The organism is Quyinboa mangrovi (genome assembly GCF_042219825.1).
Taxonomy (GTDB): domain Bacteria; phylum Bacteroidota; class Bacteroidia; order Bacteroidales; family UBA5342; genus JBHJHP01.
In genome coordinates, this window is record NZ_JBHJHQ010000003.1 from 100,778 (window position 1) to 121,961 (window position 21,184).

At 39.3% G+C, this 21,184-nt stretch carries 20 protein-coding genes; 17 read left to right on the plus strand and 3 right to left on the minus strand.

Translation table 11 applies throughout. From position 1 onward, the window contains the following. Positions 1-43: 43 nt before the first annotated feature. Positions 44-1,261 (minus strand): putative sugar nucleotidyl transferase, encoded by a 1,218-nt coding sequence (locus ACE1ET_RS06530; protein WP_375727571.1) that lies wholly within the window; start codon positions 1,259-1,261, stop codon positions 44-46. 74 nt (positions 1,262-1,335) lie between these two features. After that, a complete protein-coding gene (locus tag ACE1ET_RS06535; protein ID WP_375727572.1) occupies positions 1,336-1,602 on the minus strand; it encodes a type B 50S ribosomal protein L31 in 267 nt (88 codons plus the stop codon). 306 nt (positions 1,603-1,908) lie between these two features. Here ACE1ET_RS06535 and ACE1ET_RS06540 point away from each other — a divergent pair, with 306 nt between their 5' ends. The 17 genes from ACE1ET_RS06540 to ACE1ET_RS06620 all read left to right on the plus strand — a co-directional run bounded on the left by ACE1ET_RS06540 (position 1,909) and on the right by ACE1ET_RS06620 (position 20,628). Continuing rightward, positions 1,909-3,192 (plus strand): MFS transporter, encoded by a 1,284-nt coding sequence (locus ACE1ET_RS06540; RefSeq protein WP_375727573.1) that lies wholly within the window; start codon positions 1,909-1,911, stop codon positions 3,190-3,192. A gap of 69 nt (positions 3,193-3,261) precedes the next feature. Next, positions 3,262-3,825 carry a Crp/Fnr family transcriptional regulator gene (locus ACE1ET_RS06545; protein WP_375727574.1) on the plus strand — a complete coding sequence of 188 codons (564 nt, stop codon included), beginning with the start codon at positions 3,262-3,264 and terminating at the stop codon, positions 3,823-3,825. Between the two features lie 84 nt (positions 3,826-3,909). After that, positions 3,910-5,322 (plus strand): nitrilase-related carbon-nitrogen hydrolase, encoded by a 1,413-nt coding sequence (locus ACE1ET_RS06550; RefSeq protein WP_375727575.1) that lies wholly within the window; start codon positions 3,910-3,912, stop codon positions 5,320-5,322. Positions 5,323-5,593: 271 nt separating this feature from the next. After that, on the plus strand, positions 5,594-7,042 hold the full coding sequence (gene sufB, locus ACE1ET_RS06555) for a Fe-S cluster assembly protein SufB (protein WP_375727576.1): 1,449 nt from the start codon (positions 5,594-5,596) through the stop codon (positions 7,040-7,042). Between the two features lie 25 nt (positions 7,043-7,067). Further along, a complete protein-coding gene (gene sufC / locus ACE1ET_RS06560; RefSeq protein WP_375727577.1) occupies positions 7,068-7,817 on the plus strand; it encodes a Fe-S cluster assembly ATPase SufC in 750 nt (249 codons plus the stop codon). Positions 7,818-7,837: 20 nt separating this feature from the next. Next, entirely contained in the window at positions 7,838-9,226 is a 1,389-nt protein-coding gene (sufD, locus tag ACE1ET_RS06565; RefSeq protein WP_375727578.1) for a Fe-S cluster assembly protein SufD, read from the plus strand. Positions 9,227-9,229: 3 nt separating this feature from the next. Next, the gene (locus ACE1ET_RS06570; protein ID WP_375727579.1) at positions 9,230-9,766 is read left to right on the plus strand and encodes a 5-formyltetrahydrofolate cyclo-ligase; all 537 of its coding nucleotides are present in this window, start codon (positions 9,230-9,232) and stop codon (positions 9,764-9,766) included. A 47-nt stretch (positions 9,767-9,813) separates the two neighbouring features. Then, complete coding sequence (locus tag ACE1ET_RS06575; RefSeq protein WP_375727580.1) at positions 9,814-11,031, plus strand: aminotransferase class V-fold PLP-dependent enzyme; 1,218 nt, start codon at positions 9,814-9,816, stop codon at positions 11,029-11,031. A gap of 12 nt (positions 11,032-11,043) precedes the next feature. Beyond that, positions 11,044-11,490, plus strand: coding sequence for a SufE family protein (locus tag ACE1ET_RS06580; protein WP_375727581.1), 447 nt, complete (start codon positions 11,044-11,046; stop codon positions 11,488-11,490). A gap of 10 nt (positions 11,491-11,500) precedes the next feature. Next, positions 11,501-11,818 carry an SUF system Fe-S cluster assembly protein gene (locus ACE1ET_RS06585; protein ID WP_375727582.1) on the plus strand — a complete coding sequence of 106 codons (318 nt, stop codon included), beginning with the start codon at positions 11,501-11,503 and terminating at the stop codon, positions 11,816-11,818. Positions 11,819-11,833: 15 nt separating this feature from the next. Beyond that, the gene (locus ACE1ET_RS06590; RefSeq protein WP_375727583.1) at positions 11,834-12,589 is read left to right on the plus strand and encodes a UDP-2,3-diacylglucosamine diphosphatase; all 756 of its coding nucleotides are present in this window, start codon (positions 11,834-11,836) and stop codon (positions 12,587-12,589) included. 59 nt (positions 12,590-12,648) lie between these two features. Continuing rightward, the gene (locus ACE1ET_RS06595; RefSeq protein WP_375727584.1) at positions 12,649-13,362 is read left to right on the plus strand and encodes a M48 family metallopeptidase; all 714 of its coding nucleotides are present in this window, start codon (positions 12,649-12,651) and stop codon (positions 13,360-13,362) included. Further along, entirely contained in the window at positions 13,359-14,702 is a 1,344-nt protein-coding gene (locus ACE1ET_RS06600; RefSeq protein ID WP_375727585.1) for a deoxyguanosinetriphosphate triphosphohydrolase, read from the plus strand. The genes ACE1ET_RS06595 and ACE1ET_RS06600 overlap by 4 nt, the downstream gene beginning before the upstream one ends. 134 nt (positions 14,703-14,836) lie before the next feature. Then, the gene (locus ACE1ET_RS06605) at positions 14,837-16,657 is read left to right on the plus strand and encodes an Ig-like domain-containing domain (protein WP_375727586.1); all 1,821 of its coding nucleotides are present in this window, start codon (positions 14,837-14,839) and stop codon (positions 16,655-16,657) included. Positions 16,658-16,706: 49 nt separating this feature from the next. Then, positions 16,707-17,501 (plus strand): DUF3108 domain-containing protein, encoded by a 795-nt coding sequence (locus ACE1ET_RS06610; RefSeq protein WP_375727587.1) that lies wholly within the window; start codon positions 16,707-16,709, stop codon positions 17,499-17,501. A gap of 107 nt (positions 17,502-17,608) precedes the next feature. Further along, positions 17,609-20,011 (plus strand): hypothetical protein, encoded by a 2,403-nt coding sequence (locus ACE1ET_RS06615; protein WP_375727588.1) that lies wholly within the window; start codon positions 17,609-17,611, stop codon positions 20,009-20,011. A 188-nt stretch (positions 20,012-20,199) separates the two neighbouring features. After that, positions 20,200-20,628, plus strand: a complete 429-nt coding sequence (locus tag ACE1ET_RS06620; protein ID WP_375727589.1) for a hypothetical protein — start codon at positions 20,200-20,202, stop codon at positions 20,626-20,628. A gap of 67 nt (positions 20,629-20,695) precedes the next feature. On the opposite strand, the gene ACE1ET_RS06625 is transcribed toward ACE1ET_RS06620, so the two are convergent. Then, positions 20,696-21,178: a PaaI family thioesterase gene (locus ACE1ET_RS06625; protein ID WP_375727590.1), complete on the minus strand. Its 483-nt coding sequence runs from the start codon at positions 21,176-21,178 to the stop codon at positions 20,696-20,698. Positions 21,179-21,184 lie beyond the last annotated feature (6 nt).

A 21,184-nucleotide genomic window follows, 5' to 3' on the forward strand; every position in this document is an offset into this window, starting at 1 on the left:
AAATACAGGCGTCGTGTAATTGTTCAAGAATTGTGCCAAGCCCCTAAAGTCTTGATCTGAATTGCTCCGTTTCGTCAAATACTGCTTTCAAAATGGCTTTATCTATATCTGTAAGCGTAATATTTCTCCTGCTCATCACACGTTCAGCAATCTGAAATACAGTTTCAAGCTTTACTTTCTCTACACCTTTCGCTGTGGTCAACGTATACGACGGCACAAAATTCCGTGGAAATCCACTTACCGCTACATTTGCTGCAACTCCTGCAACTGTTCCTGTATTGAACATCGTATTAATACCGCATTTGGTATGGTCGCCCATTATAAGTCCGCAAAACTGACGACCGGTTTTTAAAAAGCGTTGTGTGGCATAATCCCACAGTTTCACTTCGCTGTAATCATTTTTAAGATTTGAATTATTGGAATCGGCCCCGATATTACACCATTCCCCGATTATTGAATCTCCCAGGAAACCTTCATGCCCTTTATTGGAGTAACCTGTAAAAATAACGTTGCTCAACTCTCCACCAACTTTACACCATGGTCCAATAGTTGAACTGCTGTAAATCCGGGTTCCCATATTTATGGTGGCATGATCGCATATGGCAACCGGTCCCCTTAAATGGCTTCCTTCCATAACCTCTGCATCCTTACCGATATAAACAGGCCCTTTTTTAAGATTCACCGTAATATATTCAGCAACAGCACCCTCTTCCATAAAAAACTGAGGATTGCCTTCCTTGTCATACTGGTCGCCAATGAACCGCACAGAATCGCTGACAACAGCACTTTTTCTGTTTGCGGTTAACCGCTTAAAATCAGCTTTAATTTCATTTTGGTTCCATCCCAAAAGCTGATACGGATATTTCAGAACATGCGGTTCACCGTCCAGCAAAAAACGTTTCCCTTTAGTCTGACCCGAATTTTTAAAGTCCAGCCATTCAAACGGATTTCCAAACAGTGCCATCAACCGATCATCGTACCAGATGGAGTCTCCCGGATTCAATGCCTTTATTTGTACAATGAGTTCGGGTGTTGGAAGGCAACCGCCGTACAAATAAAGAGTTTCCGGCTCAGGCCGATCCGGAAATTTATCTTTCAGGTATTCATGCGCATCCCACGAAGTTTTGACGTCGAATATCAACTCCCATTTTTCGCGGAAAGTTTGAATGCCTGCGCGAATTTCGGATACCGGCTTTGTAAAGGTGAGTGGTTTCAGCGTATTCCTGAATCCTGCATCAAAGAAAGTAATGGTTTTAAACATGGCATGGGGAGTGGAATGGTTCGAAAAAAGAAACAGATAAAAAAAGAGCCCCGTCGTACGGAGCTCCAGGAGAATTATTTTTTAGTTTGATTTGCGTAATGTTGTTTGTACCTGTTACGGAATTTATCAACACGCCCTGCAGTATCAACCAACTTCATTTTTCCGGTATAAAACGGATGCGAAGTGTTTGAAATTTCAATTTTCACCAAAGGATATTCAACGCCGTCAATTTCGATTGTATCCTTTGTTTTCACAGTTGATTTTGTAAGAAAAGTCTCTTCGTTTGACATATCTTTAAATGCAACCAACCGATATCCTTCTGGATGAATGTCTTTTTTCATTGCTCTATAATTTTATTTTCTATTTCCTCTTTTCGAATGGCTTGCAAAATTATAACTGATTTTTATAATTACAAAATAATACCACAAAAAATTTAAATGTTAAAATGTTGGTTTTCAAGTGCAACACAAAAGTAAAATCAGAAATTTAGAACTGATACAGGTAAGAACACGTAATCACAACTTTATGTTAAGCAAAATGCCTCTTGCAAATAACTCAAACCAAGCACTTTTTAGATTGACATAAATCATACCGCCTTATTCAGATTTCATTTTCTTTTGTATCTTACACCATCTAAATAATTTACTATGAGCAAACGCACACCATTCCCAAAAGTATTCTGGACAGCCAACTCCATTGAAGTACTGGAACGTTTTGCCTATTACGGGCTGTATATGCCATTTGGTATTTATCTTGAATCCATCGGTCTCACTAAAGGTGATCTTGGTTTATCACAAAGTATTTTACTTGGGTTCTCCTATCTTCTTCCGCTATTTTCAGGAACATTTGCAGATAAGTTTGGATTCAAAAAAATGTTGATGTTTTCATACATCTTTTATATACCTGCCTTTTTACTTTTTATGATAACCGATACTGCTGGCGGAATTGCTATGACCATGCTTATTTTAGGATTTGGTGCTGGCATATTTAAACCATTAATTTCAGCTACAGTACGTGCTACAACTGACTCAACCAATAAAACTCTGGGGTTTGGTATTTTCTATCAAATGGTTAACCTTGGAGCATCATTAGGTCCAATTGTTGTTGGCAAGCTCAGAGGCTGGGACTGGAATTATGTATTTATAGCCGCAGCAGTCACCATGCTCATTGCTGCAATAATTACTTTAGTCTTTTATAAAGAACCTCCAAGGGAAATTGAAGGAATTACATTAAAACAAAAGTTTAGAGATATGGGTGAGGCATTATCAGATGTAAAATTCCTCATTTTTCTTATCCTCCTAGGGCTGTTTTTCTGGTTGCCTTTTTGGGCTTTTTTCAATACAGTAACTGTATATATACATGATTATCTTGATACAGCTCAACTGTACCATTCTGTAAGATCGATATTTGGAGAATGGTTTACTAAAATAATTTCGCATAATGATGATGGTATCTGGAAAATAAATGCAGAAGCGATATCACATACCGGTTATATCATAATCCTTCTGCAGTTAGTAATCTCGAGAACTTTTGAGAAACGTGCTGCCATACCATCTTTTTTACTTGGATTGTTTATTTCAGCAATAGGCTTTATAGTTTTAGGACTCTCTTACACCGGTAATAACAACCTCGTCTTCCTGGGTATATTTATTTTTGCCATTGGAGAAATGATCTCTTCTCCGCGTATCCAGGAATATATTATGTGGATTGCACCTAAAGAGAAAGCAGGATTATATATGGGAACCAACTTTCTGGCAACTTTTATCGGTGCAAGCCTAAGCGGTATCTATACGTCTTACATGGATAATTTCGAAGAAGCCGGAAATCCACATTTTATTATGTACACACTGGCAGTTCATGCCATAATCGGAATTATTGCTATCTGGATCTTTACAAAAACACTGGGAGAATTTAAAGAAAGAACCGAATAAATAATAATAAGAGTTCAACCTTTGACTGCCCCCGCTGTTATTTTTATACAGCTAAATAAATGTGCAGGTATGGTTGACGACATAATTCACTCAATTCATCCTTTATCGCAACAAAATATTGCAAAGATCAAAGCTCTGATTGAGTATCAATCAATTCCTAAAGGGGAAGTCTTTATTAAGCTTAACCAAATAAATCGCAGCGAATACTTCCTGATAGAGGGAATTTGCAAAAGCTTTCTTCATAATCCTGATGGAGAAGAAATTACCATATCTTTTTTTGATGACAACTCTGTTTTATCGCCATATACAACACGTACATCCGGTGAACGATCTATTTTAAATTTCAAAGCACTTACAGATATTGAACTTGGCGTTCTTAAAGCTGAAGATTTTGAAGCCTTAATGATTGAAAATCTGGAAATCAGAAGCTTTGGAAACCAGACCCTGAGAAATGAACTTATGCATAAAATTCAGAAAGAAACCGGACTGGCTACTTTGACTGCTAAGCAGCGATTAATCAATTTCAGACAACGGTTCCCTTTACTCGAAAATATGATACCGCATACCGATATAGCCACATTCCTGGGAATTACCAACATATCGCTAAGCAGGCTTAGGAAAGAGCTTATCTGACTTGTCTCTTTTTATCAATTGTTAATGGAATAGGATATTATCCACCATAATTTTGTTGTAACACAATCATTTAAACTTTTCATGATGAACAACAAAATAAATCCTTACTGGTATTTAGTGGCAGGAATCCTCCTTCAAACAATAACTCATATGACCTTTAGTCTGAGCTTAGCCGCCTGGATTGCATATGCTCCCTTCATCGTATTTCTGTATCAAACCTCGGGTATCAAATCCCGTGTTTGGTTTGTTACGGCATTGATGGTTTCCTGGTCTTTAGTAACCGCAAAAATTATTACACCTCCACTTAAATTCTATTTCGTGTTCATGTATTCTATTCCTATGACCCTGGTTCAAATTCCGGGATATCTGATCTGGGACAGATTTAAAGCCAGAAGATTCGGCTACCTTCTTTTCCCTTCTGTAATGACAATAATGGAATGGATACAATACACTTTTACGCCACTGGCCAGTTGGGGAACTGCAGCCTATACCCAAAATGACAATCTTGCAATTCTCCAAACGGTATCGTTATTTGGCATGCCAGGCTTAAGCTTTTTAATTTACTGGATCAATATTTCATTTGCCAAAGCTTACTTAAAAAAATCTAATACCCTATTTACATTATCCGTACCATTCGCAACTCTTGCAGTACTGATTATTTTCGGAGCTATCCGTTTAAATATCTATCATTCCAAATCTCATGATACAATTTTAGTAGCGGCAGTTGGAACAACCAGTAAAGTAAATGGACTGCCACTCCCATCCGATCAAACAGAAATAAAGGTCCGAAACACATTGTTTGATGATACAAAAAAAGCAGCGAAAACAGGTGCAAAACTTATTGTTTGGAACGAAGCAGCAACTTATGTGTTACCCGATAATGAACCACGCTGGAAAAATGATCTTAAGCAATTGGCCCAAGGGTGTCAAGCTTCTCTCTATGCATCTTATATTGTGCCAATATCCACAGATCCTTTAACATATGAAAATAAATATCTCTTTATTAATACGGACGGAAGAATTAAAGCCGAGTATCATAAACATGAACCTGTTCCGGGAGAACCAGCAATAAAGGGAAAAGAAGATTTTACAATAAATACTGTGAATCATACCGCAACGGGAGGTGCAATATGTTATGATTATGATTTCCCTTACATCGCAAAACAACTGCGAAAATCAGGAGCAGAATTAGTTGCTCTACCATCTTCTGACTGGCGTGGTATTGATCCGGTTCATACAAAAATGGCTGCATACCGGGCAATTGAACAAGGCCATTCCATATTGCGATCAACCAGGTTTGGCCTTTCAGCCGCTATTAATCCATTGGGTGAAATGGTGGGGATGATCAGTAGCTTTGATACAAATGAAAGGTTACTGTTGGCATCATTACCCGCAAAGAAAATCACATCGGTGTATTCAGTAATAGGAGATTCTTTTATCTATATCCTTTTTATAACCATTCTTCTGGTTTTTATGTCTTTTAAAAACAGAAACTAAATAACATAACAGGATATCTTTAAATTTAAATATTTGCATTTTTTGCCAGTCGTAATTGATAAGTTGGCTAAATTGCTGAACTCCCTGATTTTTCTCTCACAATTGACATTTTGTAAGTTGTTAATCCCTTTTTCAGCCCTTATTATAGATATCAAGTACTATTTAGACTAATTATTTATTTTTAAAACTTTACAGTCTTCTTTTTGTATAAAGTTGCTAAATTTGCAACTTCTTTTAAGATTAAGTGTTATACTTGAAAATAACAGGTAATATGGCTGAAGATCAAAATCAATTAATAGACAATATAACTCAGAAAGAATATGCTTATGGATTTCATTCCAACATTGAAACTGAGGATATTGGGAAGGGCTTGAACGAGGAGGTAATTCGCATCATTTCTGCCAAAAAAAATGAACCGGAATGGATGACAGAATTCCGGCTAACCGCATACCGGAACTGGTTAAATATGAAGATGCCGGAATGGGCTCATCTGAAGATTCCGCCCATCGACTATCAGGATATAATATATTATGCCGCTCCGAAGCAAAAAGCCAAGTTGGAAAGTCTGAATGACGTGGATCCGGATTTACTGGAGACATTCAATAAACTTGGAATTCCTTTGGAAGAACAGAAAGTTTTATCAGGTGTAGCCGTTGACGCAGTTCTGGACAGTGTTTCGGTAAAAACAACATTCAAAGAAACGCTGGCAGATCTGGGCATTATCTTTTGTTCGTTCAGCGAGGCAGTTCAGGAACATCCTGATCTGGTGAAAAAATATATGGGATCGGTTGTCCCTGCAAATGATAACTATTTTGCCGCATTAAATTCTGCAGTGTTCAGCGATGGTTCATTCGTTTACATTCCTAAAGGCGTACGTTGCCCAATGGAACTGTCAACCTATTTCAGGATCAACGCAATGAATACCGGACAGTTTGAACGGACGCTTATTGTGGCTGATGATGAAAGCTATGTGAGCTATCTGGAAGGCTGCACCGCGCCGATGCGGGATGAAAATCAGCTTCATGCGGCTATCGTTGAAATTGTGGTAATGAATGATGCTGAAGTGAAATACAGCACGGTTCAAAACTGGTATCCCGGAGATAAAAAGGGCAAAGGTGGTGTTTACAACTTTGTGACCAAACGAGGCATGTGTAAAGGTGATAATTCCAAATTGACCTGGACACAGGTGGAAACAGGGTCTGCAATCACATGGAAATACCCGAGTACTATTTTAATGGGAAACAACACCAAAGGAGAATTCTATTCCGTGGCAGTCACCAATAACCATCAACAGGCCGATACAGGGACCAAGATGGTTCATCTTGGCAAAAACACCAGTAGTATCATTGTTTCCAAGGGAATTTCTGCAGGAGTGAGTGAAAACAGTTATAGGGGTTTGGTAAGAGTAGGGAAACGTGCTGACAACGCCCGTAACTTTTCACAATGTGATTCTCTGTTACTGGGGGATAAATGTGGCGCTCACACATTTCCGTATATTGATGTTAAAAACAATACAGCGGTGGTGGAACACGAAGCCACAACCTCGAAAATCAGTGAAGACCAGATATTTTATTGTAACCAAAGAGGTATTTCTACCGAGGATGCCATCGGGCTGATCGTTAACGGATATGCCAAAGAAGTTTTAAATAAACTGCCTATGGAATTTGCAGTTGAAGCGCAGAAATTGCTGCAGATCAGCCTTGAAGGCAGTGTTGGTTAATGATATTGAAGAAAAATTAATTAAAATGTTAAAGATAAAAGATTTACATGCCTCAATCAACGGCAAAGAGATATTAAAAGGGATCAACCTGGAAGTTAAGGCAGGCGAAGTACATGCCATAATGGGACCCAACGGTTCGGGCAAGAGTACCTTGTCGGCAGTACTTACAGGTAATGAAGCATTTGAGGTAACCAAAGGCGAAATTACCTTTAACGGACGGGACATTATGGAGATGTCTCCTGAAGACCGTTCGAGAGAGGGAATGTTTCTGAGTTTTCAGTATCCGGTTGAGATTCCGGGTGTAAGCATGGTTAACTTTTTAAGGACAGCCATCAATGAACACCGTAAATACAGAAATGAGGAACCTCTTTCTGCATCTGACTTCTTACGGTTAATGCGTGAGAAAAAAGAAATGGTGGAAATGGACTCTAACCTGGCCAACCGTTCGGTAAATGAGGGCTTTTCAGGTGGAGAAAAAAAGAAAAATGAAATTTTCCAGATGGCGATGCTGAACCCGAAACTGGCCATTTTGGATGAAACTGATTCCGGACTGGATATCGATGCATTAAGAATCGTGGCCAACGGCGTTAACAAACTAAAAACAAAAGATAACGCTACCATTGTTATTACACATTACCAGCGTTTACTGGATCATATCGTACCTGATTATGTTCATATTCTTTACCAGGGGAAAATTGTGAAAACTGCCGGAAAAGAACTGGCTCTGGAACTGGAAGAAAAAGGATATGACTGGATTAAAAAAGCCGTGATTTAAACGGGTAAATTTAATGGATAATGATTGAAACCGTTAAGATAGAAGACGAATATATTGACTTGTGGAAAGAAAACCTGCAACATATCTCCGCACCTTGTCCTGAAGTACTGAATGAACCACGGGATGAAGCTGCGGCAAAATTTGCAGAGAAAGGATTTCCGGATACAGGTTTTGAAAATTACGAGAATACAGATATCAAACGTATTTTTAAACATGAATACGGCATTGATATTACCCCGAGAAATGAATTTGGGTTCAACCTGCATGATGTATTTAAATGCGATGTGCCGGACCTGAATGCGCACCTTATTTTTACGGTGAACGGCTGGTATTACAAAAAGAATATTCTGCCGGAAAATCTGCCGGAAGGCGTGATAATTTCAAGCATTCTAAAGGCCTCTAAGGAGTACCCGGAACTGTTTGAGAAGTATTACAATAAACAGGCAATGCTGTCTGATGATCCGATGGTGAACCTGAATACCATGTATGCCCAGGACGGGTTGTTCATTTATGTTCCCAAGGGTGTGGTCATTGAAAAACCAATCCAGATCATCAATATTCTCAACAGTAATCAGGATTTGTTTGTCAGTCAGAGAGGGCTTATTATTGCCGAAGAAAATTCTGAAGCCAAAATTCTGGTTTGTGATCATACCATGACAGATCAGAGGTATGTAGCTAATCATGTGCGTGAGTTATTTGTAGCTGAAAACGCAAGGCTGGATTACTACCTGATTGAAAATCAGCACAATTTTGTAAATCAGATCATTTCATCTTTCATTGATCAAAAGGCAGATTCAAATGTGGTAAGTAATTTTATTACGCTGCATAACGGTTTGACCCGGAATAACACATTCGTAAATCTTGCCGGAGAACATTGCGAAAACCATCTGTATGGTATGGCGCTGACCGACAAACGGCAGCACGTGGATAATTTTACAAATGTGGTTCATGCCGTTCCCAATTGTGTAAGCGATGAGTTTTTCAAATATGTACTGGACGATTCATCATCAGGTGCTTTCAGAGGAAGGATATATGTGGCAAAAGATGCCCAGAAGACAGAAGCATATCAGACCAATAAAAATATCTGTCTGACGAAGGATGCCAAGATGCACACCAAGCCGCAACTTGAGATTTATGCGGATGATGTAAAGTGTAGCCATGGCGCAACCGTTGGACAATTGAATGAAGAGGCGCTGTTTTATTTGCGTTCACGCGGGATTCCGGAAGCAGAAGCACGTTTACTGCTGATGTTTGCCTTTACCCACGACGTAATTGAAAGTATCAGACTTGAACCTTTGAAAGAGAGGATTCACGACCTGGTAGAAAAACGTTTCAGAGGTGAGTTGAGTAAATGTGTTGGCTGTGCCATTTGTAATTCGGTGGATACAGATACCTATCACACGCACTAATATATGGAAGCATCGAAACCGGAGGTCAGGAAAAAAATAAGGGAAATAACTGCCAGTTTTACCAGGGAAGAAAAGCTTTCCATGTCTGACCGTGCAACATACTTACTTGAAAACGATCCGCTGTTTCAAAAAGCGGAAATCGTCGCCTTGTACTGGTCACTGGATGATGAAGTGGACACACACCGTTTTATTGTAAAATGGAACGACAAAAAAACGATACTTCTTCCGGTTATTGAAGGTGACAATATATATTTTGCCACTTACGATGGCATGAAAGACATGGTGAAGGAAGACAGATTTGGTGTATTGCAACCGGGAAATAACAATATTTACAATATAAAAACCATTGATCTTATTGTAGTTCCGGGTGTGGCATTCGATCAAAAAAACAACCGGCTGGGGCGAGGCAAAGGATACTACGACAGGGCTCTGAGTTACAGCCAATGTCCCAAAATAGGCATTTGTTTCCCTCATCAGTACATTGAACAGCTCCCGGTAGATATTCACGATGTGAAAGTTGATAAAGTGTTGTTTGCCTGATATCTTCACGTTTTATTCAGATTATTTACCTTTGCAAACTCAGTGTTATGGCTTTAGATGTACAAAAAATACGACAGGACTTTCCAATCCTGAAAGAACTGGTTCATGGTAAACCACTGGTTTATCTTGATAATGCAGCTACATCGCAACGTCCGGTTCAGGTACTGAAAGAAATTGAGGATGCGTATCTGAAGTACAACAGCAACATTCACCGTGGGGTACACCATCTGAGCCAGAAAGCTACCGAGGCGCACGAAAACTCGCGCGAGGTGATCCGTGAATTTATCAATGCAAAAAGTACCAAAGAGATCATCTTCACCCGAGGGACAACAGAATCCATCAACCTTATCGCATGGTCTTTTGGCGAACGTTTCTGCGAAAAAGGTGACGAAATCATTATTTCTGCGATGGAACACCACTCAAATATTGTTCCGTGGCAAATGCTGTGTGAGCGCAAAGAATTAAAGCTTAAAGTTATACCGTTTGATGATTCCGGAACTCTGGATATGGATGCGTTCCAAAACCTGATCTCTCCTAAAACAAAACTGGTTTCTGTGGCGCATGTTTCCAATACGCTGGGAACGGTGAATCCGATAGAGAAAATTATCAGTATAGCTCACGAAAACAATATTAAAGTATTAATTGACGGTGCACAGTCAGCACCACACTTCAAACTGGATATGCAGGCTCTGAATGCCGACTTTTTTGTGTTTTCTAGCCATAAAATGTACGGTCCAACCGGAATGGGAGTTTTATACGGAAAGGAAGACCTCCTGAATGAACTTCCGCCTTATCAGGGTGGTGGCGAAATGATAGAAACGGTTACGTTCGAGAAGACAACATATAACGAGCTGCCTTTCAAATTTGAAGCAGGCACACCGGACTTTACAGGATCTGTAGGTTTTGCAGCCGGAATTAAATATATTGAAACGCTCGGTATTGACAGTATTCATGCATACGAGGACGAACTTTTGAAGTATGCAACTGAACAACTGAAGAGCATTCCGGGTTTGAAAATATATGGTGAAGCAGAAATGAAAAGCAGCGTGATATCGTTTATGGTAAATGGTATTCATCCGTTTGACATGGGAACATTGCTGGACCAGATGGGTATTGCCGTGAGAACCGGGCACCATTGTGCTCAACCCGTTATGGACCGGTTTGGTATTTCAGGAACGGTCAGGGCCTCGTTCGCTATCTATAATACTAAAGAAGAGGTCGATACCCTGTTGAACGGAATTAACAGGATTGCAGCCATGTTTTAATAATTATTATCTTTGAACCACAAAAGAGGAGAAAAGATGACAATCAACGAAATACAGGATCAGATAATTGAGGAATTCAGCATTTTTGATGATTGGATGGATAAATATGCCTATCTCATCGAAATAGGGAATGGTCTGGATCCGATTGATGAATCCAAAAAGAAAGAACAGAATCTGATTAAGGGCTGTCAGTCCAAAGTATGGATTGATGCACGTTTCAGGGATGGAAAGATATTTTTCGATGCCGACAGCGATGCCATTATAGTGAAAGGAATTGTGGCGCTTTTGTTACGCACACTTTCAGGCCAGAGCCCGAAAGATATTATGGATTCTGATCTTTATTTTATTGAAAAGATTGGATTAAACAACCATCTTTCACCAACGCGAAGCAATGGTTTGGTGGCTATGGTTAAACAAATGAAGCTTTACGGATTGGCTTTTAATGCTAAAAACGCTTAACAAGTTGATTATGGAAAATGAATTTTTGAATATTGAGGAGGAGATTGTAAAGCAACTCAAAACGGTTTTCGATCCGGAAATTCCGGTAAACATATATGACCTTGGACTCATCTACAGCATTGATGTTAAGGATGATAACAGTGTGGAAATTGAGATGACACTGACTGCTCCGGCATGTCCGGCAGCGGATTTCATTATGGATGAAGTAAATGATAAAGTCAACGCGGTAGATGGTATAAAAGGTGCAACTGTAAACCTTGTTTTCGATCCGCCATGGGATAAAGATATGATGAGTGAGGAAGCAAGACTTGAACTAGGATTTTTGTAATAACATCAGCCCGCATTGAACACCAAAAAGATATATTTTGCTTCAGATCTCCATTTGGGTGCACCCTACATCACCGATCCGAAACTGCACGAAAAACGGTTTGTGGATTGGCTGACGTCCATTCAACCAACGGCAAAAGAACTCTTCCTTTTAGGTGATATTTTCGATTTCTGGTGGGAATACAAACGTGTGGTTCCGAGAGGTTTTGTGCGCTTGCTGGGCAAACTGGCAGAATTTTCTGACAGCGGCATTCCGGTTCATTTTTTTATCGGAAACCATGATATATGGCTCAAAGATTATCTGGAGAAAGAAATCGGTATGAGCATCCACAGAAAACCAACAGTGTTTGAGCGAAACGGGCTGAAACTGTTCCTGGCGCATGGTGACGGACTGAACGACACATCTTTGGGATTCAGAATTGTACGGGGAGCATTTCACAGTAAGTTTCTTCAAAAAATGTTCGAAACATTTGTGCATCCGGATCTGGCTATAAAAATCGGACAAACCTGGTCCAACAGCAGCCGTAAAAGTCATGACCAGAAACATACAGCAACGTATCTTGGCGAAGATAAAGAACACCTGGTTCAGTATGCAAAAAAACATTTAAAGGAGAACGACATAAACTTTTATGTTTTCGGGCACAGGCATATCACACTCGACCTGATGCTGACGAAAAATTCAAGAGTTATAATTCTGGGTGACTGGATCACCCACTTTTCGTTCGGATCACTGGAAGACAAAACATTTAAGCTCGAATTTTTCGGGCATTGACCACACCCCCATTACTTTCACTCCTCATGAAAGGTATTAATATTTTAAAGCAAACAAAAATGAGCGAACAGAAGGTAATAGCATACCCCGATTTCGGACCTGTTACATTTAGAAAAAATAAAAACGCCAAACATATTTCCATTCGCATAAAGCCGGGGCCACTGGTCTTTGTCACCCTGCCATACAGAGCAAGCATTAAAGAAGGGCAATCCGTTTTGGTGCAGAAGAAAGCCTGGGTCATTAAAAAAATGTATGAACTGGAGGAAACTGAAACGATTTACAGAACCGGTAAGGAGGTTCCTTTTAAATACCATACATTCAACATAATTGCGTCGGATACAACAAAAATTTATTCCGAAACCAAAGAAAAGGATGTAACACTTTACTATCCTGATGGTATTCCCGTTGAAGCAGAAGAAGTGCAGGAAGTTGCCAAAGAAGTGATCAGGGAAATATGGCGCAATGAGGCCAAAATATATATCCCGCAACGCATCACCTGGTTATCACACAGCTTCGGATTTATGTATCAGAATGTTAGTATCAGGGATGCACGCACGCGCTGGGGTAGTTGCACGGGATTAAAGAATATTAGTATTTCACTTTACATCATGAGATTGCCGCATCATTTAATAGATTATGTACTTTTACATGAATTATGCCACACGGTGGTACCGAATCATGGCAAAAATTTTTATGCCTTAATGGATAAGGTTACCAAAGGCAGAACCACAGAATATCAGAAAGAAATGCGTGCTTATAAACCCTGGTTATGATGAACTGGAACTCACTGCTCTCCACAAAACGACTTGGTCTTGAAGACTATTTTAAAACCGATAAACAAAACCGTACGGAATACCAGCGCGATTACGACCGGATCATTTTTTCATCTTCGTTCCGCAGGTTACAGAACAAGACACAGGTATTTCCACTCCCGGGACGGATTTTTGTTCATAACCGGTTAACCCACAGTCTTGAGGTTGCCAGTGTAGGAAGGTCCCTGGGGAATAATGTGGCCATACAGATTGTAGAAAAAGACAATACTGTATCCGAAACACTTCATGAAATCGGGAGCATTGTATCGGCGGCCTGTTTGGTTCACGATTTAGGGAATCCTCCCTTTGGTCATTCAGGTGAGAATGTACTTAGCAGCTATTTTACAGAAGGGAAAGGCATTAAATACAAAACGGATGTAAGCAATGAGGAATGGAGCGATCTTACCAATTTTGAAGGTAATGCCAATGCATTCAGGCTACTCACCCATCAGTTTAAAGGCCGCAGGGAAGGTGGTTTTGTCCTCACCTATCCAACTTTGGCTTCAACCATAAAATATCCATGGGCATCTCATAAATTCAATAAAAAGAAATACGGATTTTTTCAAAGCGAGGAGTCGCAATTTATGCGGATTGCTAAAGAATTAGGTCTTGAAAATCCCGAACAACCGGGAGAATATTTCAGGCATCCACTGGTTTATCTGGTAGAAGCTGCCGACGATATATGCTATCAGATTATGGATATTGAAGATGCGCATAAACTGGGAATGCTAACCACCAGGAAGACAAAATCTCTTCTGCTGTCATTTTTTGATACTGAACTTGAAAGCAAACGAATTGAACGACTCCGGGAAACCATGAACCGGGTGACAGATAAAAATGAACAGATTGCCTACCTGAGGGCTTCTGTTATCGGGAAACTGATAGATGCATGTTCGCATGAATTTATGGAAAATTATACAGCTATCATGTCAGGATCATATCAGGGAAGTCTGATTAAAAATATTCAGGGTGTGGTTGGTGAAGCTTATAAAACCTGTGCCGGTCTTGCCGTGCGTAAAATTTACAAAGCCCCAGAGGTGGTTGAAATCGAAATTGCCGGGTACCGCATTCTTTCAACATTGCTGGATGTGTTTGTGGAAGCCGCTTTAAATCCTGATAAATCTTACTCAAAGCAATTACTGCAACGTCTGCCTGAGCAATACGAAATTACGGAAGGATCAATCTACAGCCGAATCCGCAATGTGCTGGACTTTATATCAGGAATGACAGATATTTATGCACTGGATTTATACCGAAAAATTACCGGCATTTCTATTCCCGGTGTAGACAAAGTTTATTAACCCAACAATCTTCAAAAAACATAATAATTGGTGAACAGGGCTAATATATTGACTTTCTCCATAAGGTTTATTAACACCTTGCTGTTGTGTGTTTAAGCTTAAAAATTTAATTTTGAGCACTAAATAAAAATACGTTGCAAAAACTCATCCACATATTTTTTGTTCTGTTGGCCGTGGTTCTTTTTCATGCATGTGCCAATCCCGGAATGCCTTCAGGAGGCCCTAAAGATGTTGATCCGCCTGTATTGATTAAAAGTAAACCCGAACAAAATCAGAAAAATTATACCGATCCTAAAATCCAGCTCTATTTTGATGAGATTGTTATTTTAAAAGACACCCGGAAAAACTTTATCGTTTCACCCCCCCTCGAGGAGGACCCAATTATAAATGCACTGGCAAAAAAAATATCAATTGATCTGAATAACGAACTACAGCCTAATACCACTTATACTTTGTATTTCGGGAGTGCTATTGTGGACAATAACGAAGGTAATCCGCTTGAGAACTTTACATTCAGCTTTTCTACGGGAGAAGTGATCGACAGCATGATGATGTCAGGAAGGGTAATCAGGGCAAAAGATCTTGAACCGATAGCAAATATCATCGTAGGAATTTATAAAGATACATCAGATTCGGCCTTCATCAGAAATGTGCCGTTGCGAATTGCACAAACCAACAGCAAAGGAGAATTTTCCGTCAAAAATATTGCTCCGGGAAAATACAGAATTTATGCTCTGAACGAACCAATTAAGAATTACCGGTACGACGCAGGAGAAGAAATTGCGTTTCTAGATACAATTTATGAAACATATTTTGATACCATACAGCTGAGCGACACCGTCTGGGTAGATTCAGTGACCGTAGATACCATCATGTACCGCGATACACTAGTTTACGGCCCTGAAAACATATTATTACAAACATTCGAAGAGTTTCATCTGGTTCAGAATCTGAGAAAAAAAGAACGTTCTTTTCCGTATCAGTTTCTTTTTTCTTTCAGCTCACCGATACAGGAAGATCCTAAACTACACATTGACGGTACACCTGACAATTACGGAGGTATATTTTCGGAATATTCAGCCACAAGAGATACGATTTACTACTGGCTAACGGATTCCAACCTTTATAAAATGGATACGCTCATGGTTGAACTGCAGTACCAGAAGACGGATTCACTGGAGCAACTTTTCTGGCAGCAGGATACCATTCAGATGATTTACCGTGAACCCAAGAGCGGCGGCAGAAAAGGCAGGGGGAAAAACAAACCGAACGAACCCAAAACAGCATTGTTGAAGATAAATCACAATATTTCTGCAACGATGAATCTGAAAGGCCGGATTATGTTTGAATTTGAGGAGCCAATCAACAGGTTTAATAAGGATGAAATCCATCTGTATCTGAAATCTGACACCCTGGAAAAACCACTAAATTTCACACTCGATCAAAGTGATCTTTTCCCTCGTAAGTTCTTCTTAGATTATAACTGGGCTGAAGGGGAAAGTTATACGTTGGCTATCGATTCAGCAGCTATTGAAAATATTTATGGTATTCATTCCGATAAGTTTAAATCCTCTTTTACAATTCGTAAGCTGGATCAGTATGGCAATGTAAAATTCAACCTCACAAAACCGGATTATCCCGGTGTTTTATATATGCTTGATGCCAGCGGAAAAATCTTACGAAGCCAGCCCTTCAGCGCTTCAGACGATGCGGTTTCTTTCAGGCTTATTCTTCCTGGTAAATATTATTTCAGTCTGTTTTTTGATAAAAACGGAAATGGAGAATGGGATACCGGAAACTTATTAGAACATATTCAACCGGAACCCGTAAGGTATTTCAGTAAACAAATTGAGGTAAAAGCTTACCGGGACTATGAAGAAGACTGGGATACCGAAAAACTATTGCTCTGGAAACAAAAACCTGAAGCGTTACAAGGGAAAGAAGAAAAGAGATAATTTATTTCTGGCATTACCGTTGTAGTATTATCCGAATCAAAGACAATATATGATCAGATATCTGAAAGTTATCATATTATTTTCTTGTATCATTCAGACTTTGTCTGCACAGCAAAAAACCTTTAAAAGTGGTGAAAAAGTTGTGTTTGATGCATATTATAACTGGGGTTTTATTTGGCTGAATGCAGGTCAGGCAATGTTTACAGCAAGCGATACCATTTTTAAAGGAAAAGATGCGTACCAAATGAAAGCCACCGGCGTAACATATAATGGATATGACTATTTATTCAAAGTTCGCGATACGCTGATTTCAGTCATTTCAAAAGATTCATTGCAGCCACTTTGGTTCACCCGAAAAACAAACGAAGGAAGTTACTCGGCAGAAATTACCTATAATTTTGATCACGAAACCAACCTGGTAAACGGCACTAAAAAGCGAAAGGGCAAAACTGAATACGCTTCTTACATTCTACCGGAAAACACAAAGGATATCGTCTCCGTGATTTACTACCTGCGCGAAGTAGATTTTACAGGAATGAAGGAAAACGACCGGATTTTATTTAATTTGGTGGTTGATAATGAGATGTGGGAATTGTATGTGCGTTATCTTGGGAAAAAAGTCATAAAGCTTAAATCAGGTCGCCGGTTCAGATGTATCGTTCTGGCACCACTGCTCCTGGAAGGATCGGTGTTTAGTGGTGGTGAAGGTATGAAGATTTTTGTTACTGATGACCGTAACCGACTGCCTGTCTATATTGAATCAAAAGTTCTGGTCGGAAAAGTGAAAGCAAGCCTTATCAGCTACGAAAATTTGAAGTATCCGCTTAGTTCAGAGGTGTATTAACCCCAAATTTTAGTAAAAATACGTAGTGCTTCAGCAGAAATAGTCTTATTTAAAAGAATTATTATTCGTATTTTTATGCGAAACCTGTAGGGGAATAAACTTTGCATATGAGATTGGTTAAATTGATTATAGCAACTATCCTGATTGCATTACCACTGAATGCTGTTAATGCTGCTGTGATCGGTGTAACTTCCCCAAAGAAAAACTCTGTTTATACTGCCGGCTCAACCCTTTATATCTCCTACGTTTTTTTGGATGTGGACACAGTAAATATTGAAGTATTTTCCCCATTAAACGGTGGAACGTGGGAAGTTGTGGTCGATAGCCTGCCAACGGTGGAAGGAAGTAAAATTCCCATTCAGAACCTTAAGGCTCCAGACTGGGCCCATTACGAAATCCGTATTATTGATTTTCATCACAAAGCTGACACTGCTTATTCCGGGCCATTCACTATATTAAATCCGCCATCCCCGGTTTTGCGTCTAAAGGTACAGGAAGACACTATTCAGTCCGGATCCGACTTGAATCTCAACTGGGATATCTCACCTTCCGTAGATTCAATCGCATTTGAACAATATGATCCTTGGAAAAAACGCTGGATCTTACAGGATTTTGAATATATGACCAGGGACAGTTCTAAAATGATCAGAACAGGTAAAGGCCTTATGGGAGGAGTACATTACTTTCGTATATATGATGTGAACTTCCCTGATAAATATTCCAACATAGATTCATTTTATGTCAGGGATAACGTGTTCGGTGGCATCGACTCACTTTTTCCTGCGAATGATGCCGAAGATGTAAATATTTTGCTGGAATCCGGATCAGACACCTGTGTCTTTCTGGTTTACTTTAAGGAATTTATAGAATTGGTTCCAGGTAAAAGTATTGAAATCAATAATGAAGCACAGGGTGTTGTGACGACCATTTCAACAAGTGACACAGCTAAAGTAAAGGTTATTAATGATATATACGGAGACCCGACAATACTATCCATACAGCCACCTCTACCACTTACTCATTCTACCAGGTATTATATTTTATCGGACAAAGGTATTGTTAAAGATATGTCTGGAAATATTTTCAATGGATTCAGAGACAATCTGGACTGGAATTTCCATACAGAAGCTCTGAACGACTTTAAGGGGACACTAACTTACAATGGTTCTTTGACCGGAAACCTTGTTATAGGTCTGTATGATCAGAGCGATATAGAAAGTAACATTACCAACCATCCGGAAAATTTTGAATACAACGAGGATACTGATTTTCCCTATAGTTATGCCATTGGAGCACCAGTTGACGGGACATATGGTATATTCTGCTTTCTTGATCTTAATAATAATTTTGAAGTTGATGCCGGAGAACCAACTGGTTTGCTGGATAGTCTCTCAATGAACGGGAAGGACACAACAGGGATCAATATCCTGCTGACGGACAATGCCAGTGTTGACGACGTTTTTGTGTTCGATCAGGCCAAATCATACTGGGGGAATAATGAAACGTTTGGCTATAATGCATTCCTGAAATCGTACTATGCAGGTGATTGGTATTCCGGATCAACACCGGTTATTTCGAATGCCTATAAAATAGATGAACTTTTATGGGGTGTCAGTTTCAGAATCCGCGAAAATGGTTCGGATGACCTGGCAAATTCCGTTCTGAAACCGGGAACTGTAGCTCATCTGGAATTCGATTTCCCTGATTCCCTGACCATAAATTATATTGCAGCAGGCGGTATCATAACCAAAGCACAAATGTTGAGTAACCGACTGGTGCTTGACTTAACGGTGGTAAATCCTGTGAGTTCTAACAGTGGAAATCTGAAAGCCTCGCTGGGCTTCATTATCAGCTGCTCTCCGGATCATAGTGCAGGTGTTAATGCGCATGGATCTTTGTTCTTTGGAGATAATTATGTTAAAGATATAAGTCCGGTTTTAAGTAGTAACGGCAATGCCATCGGCGTAAGGATCAACGGCAAAAACGGCGTTGAAAGTCACCTTATTGGTATGTTGTCAGACAACTACCTTGTAAATAACTTCAGCCAGATTGACCCGAAACATATGCCTGTAAACAGTAACAGCCTTATGGCCGTAATCCCTGATTTGGATCCGGCTCAATACGAAGTAGATAACTCATTTGATGTGTACTCTAAAAGTTATGATATTGACGGCGACGGAAAGCTGAATAAAATGTATCGCGTAGTTGTTTCCAATAATAGTTGGTCGGCACACGATATTCTGTTTACATACAATATAACCACAAAAATACAGGACAATAATGCTTCCGTACCAAATATCATCTATAACAGAAATCAAAATGCATTTATAAGTGATGGTCTAATATATGGTTTAACTGTATATAATATTACAGGCAGAAAGCTTATTGATATAACAGGTACCTCAAAAGTATATAAAATAAAAACTGAATTTAATGAGGGAATATATATCCTGCATATCCATTCAAAAGATGGTTCCGAAGATGTTGTGAAAAAAATAATTGTCAGATAAAATTAATCTGCCTCAGGTCTTCTTTTTATAAGCTTATATCATACTTTAACCCGATACGTCATAGTTGCAATTTTTATAGTGTAATTATAATTATCTGCATCATTATTACTATTTCTAAATATCATATATTCCTGAAATTGCACTAAGTAAATCATTTCATATGAACATGTTAAATTAAATTTAGTGCTATGAAAACAAAAATTTTATTTATTGGACTATTATTGATCTGTTTTTCAGGTTTTCAATTAACAGCTGAACCTAATCCCGGAAACGGAGCCACTCAGGGATGGACTGAAGGAACTTACTGGTCTCCTGTTTTTTGCAATGGACAGTTAGTTGATGTCCTGGAAGGGGGGCACATAATGTTACATTATGTTTTACACATTAAAGATGGATTTTTCTTCAAAGAAATTGATCAACTAAAGGGAGAAGTAACCAGTGGGGAAACTGGTGAAACATTCAAAATAGTTGAAACTGATCGCACATACTTTGATGATGCATGGCTAATTACATGGCATTTCAGCCTAATAGGTGACATGGGGACACATTACGTCGGAACAATAACTTATAATTATGCTAATGGAGAAATAAGTTATGGAAATGCAATATGTAATTAAACCAACACGTTAATCTGTCCCATATAGAAACCCTTCCCACACAAACCCGGATATCCTTCCGGGTTTGTTATTTAAAAAAGGCATCTACTCCGGGATATTTAAATTCCTTCTGAGCTTTCTCAACGGGAAATAAAAAATAACTTACTACAGATTCCGTAGCAAAAACACCATCTGAATTATAAAGTTTTACATTCACTTTGGCTAATCTTGTGGTCTGTTCCGCGACCTTTGCAACAAGTTTTACCTTCCCATTTATTGAAGAAAGCGGTTTTTTGTATTTAATTTCCATGCCTGTTGTTACGCCTGCAGTACCACATTTTACATACACCGTCCAGGCAGCAATCTCGTCCATCAACGTTGCCTGCAAACCTCCGTGAACTACACCATGATAGCCTTCGAATATACGCTCCGGTTCCCATTCGCAGGTAAGCTCTTCCCCGTCTTCCCAGAATTCCAGGTGTAATCCGTGATCGTTGTGAGGAGAACAGGCAAAACAATTGTATAACTCCCCTTTTAGTTCCACAAACGGATTCAGAATTTGTCTTTTCATATTGCC

Bases quoted from the DNA above. Each gene is read 5' to 3' on its own strand.
- ACE1ET_RS06585 (WP_375727582.1), top strand. From the start codon at position 11,501: ATGGAAAATGAATTTTTGAATATTGAGGAGGAGATTGTAAAGCAACTC.
- ACE1ET_RS06540 (WP_375727573.1), top strand. From the start codon at position 1,909: ATGAGCAAACGCACACCATTCCCAAAAGTATTCTGGACAGCCAACTCC.
- ACE1ET_RS06620 (WP_375727589.1), top strand. From the start codon at position 20,200: ATGAAAACAAAAATTTTATTTATTGGACTATTATTGATCTGTTTTTCA.
- ACE1ET_RS06595 (WP_375727584.1), top strand. From the start codon at position 12,649: ATGAGCGAACAGAAGGTAATAGCATACCCCGATTTCGGACCTGTTACA.
- ACE1ET_RS06570 (WP_375727579.1), top strand. From the start codon at position 9,230: ATGGAAGCATCGAAACCGGAGGTCAGGAAAAAAATAAGGGAAATAACT.
- sufB (WP_375727576.1), top strand. From the start codon at position 5,594: ATGGCTGAAGATCAAAATCAATTAATAGACAATATAACTCAGAAAGAA.
- sufC (WP_375727577.1), top strand. From the start codon at position 7,068: ATGTTAAAGATAAAAGATTTACATGCCTCAATCAACGGCAAAGAGATA.
- sufD (WP_375727578.1), top strand. From the start codon at position 7,838: ATGATTGAAACCGTTAAGATAGAAGACGAATATATTGACTTGTGGAAA.
- ACE1ET_RS06545 (WP_375727574.1), top strand. From the start codon at position 3,262: ATGGTTGACGACATAATTCACTCAATTCATCCTTTATCGCAACAAAAT.
- ACE1ET_RS06575 (WP_375727580.1), top strand. From the start codon at position 9,814: ATGGCTTTAGATGTACAAAAAATACGACAGGACTTTCCAATCCTGAAA.
- ACE1ET_RS06610 (WP_375727587.1), top strand. From the start codon at position 16,707: ATGATCAGATATCTGAAAGTTATCATATTATTTTCTTGTATCATTCAG.
- ACE1ET_RS06615 (WP_375727588.1), top strand. From the start codon at position 17,609: ATGAGATTGGTTAAATTGATTATAGCAACTATCCTGATTGCATTACCA.
- ACE1ET_RS06600 (WP_375727585.1), top strand. From the start codon at position 13,359: ATGATGAACTGGAACTCACTGCTCTCCACAAAACGACTTGGTCTTGAA.
- ACE1ET_RS06530 (WP_375727571.1), bottom strand. From the start codon at position 1,261: ATGTTTAAAACCATTACTTTCTTTGATGCAGGATTCAGGAATACGCTG.
- ACE1ET_RS06625 (WP_375727590.1), bottom strand. From the start codon at position 21,178: ATGAAAAGACAAATTCTGAATCCGTTTGTGGAACTAAAAGGGGAGTTA.
- ACE1ET_RS06550 (WP_375727575.1), top strand. From the start codon at position 3,910: ATGAACAACAAAATAAATCCTTACTGGTATTTAGTGGCAGGAATCCTC.
- ACE1ET_RS06535 (WP_375727572.1), bottom strand. From the start codon at position 1,602: ATGAAAAAAGACATTCATCCAGAAGGATATCGGTTGGTTGCATTTAAA.